This window comes from Sphingomonas sp. 10B4 (genome assembly GCF_035019905.1).
Classification (GTDB): Bacteria; Pseudomonadota; Alphaproteobacteria; order Sphingomonadales; family Sphingomonadaceae; genus Sphingomonas; species Sphingomonas glacialis.
Genome location: NZ_JASJVC010000387.1, coordinates 1 through 219, shown reverse-complemented (window position 1 = coordinate 219; position 219 = coordinate 1). Strand labels below are relative to the sequence as shown.

Genomic DNA, 219 nt, shown 5'->3' with positions numbered 1-219 from the left:
ATCGTTCGCCAACCGCATGAATGATTTGTGCGCGCTACAGGTGGTGGAGGCCAACAAGCCATTGACACTGGAAGCGGGCACGATTTATATCGGCAAGGGTGGTGCCGATGTCCTGGTTGTCCGGCGCAATGGGAAATTGAGTGTGATTCCGAAAATTGGGTCGCTCGGCTTTGGAGCATGTGCCAGCGACGCAGTTGCTGGGTGTCATGCTTACTGGTA

Annotated in this window: 1 pseudogene; it reads left to right on the top strand. The window is 54.8% G+C overall.

The features are described 5' to 3' along the window. Window positions 1–16: 16 nt before the first annotated feature. A pseudogene (locus tag QN347_RS20225) lies at window positions 17–219 on the top strand (hypothetical protein); the annotation flags it as partial.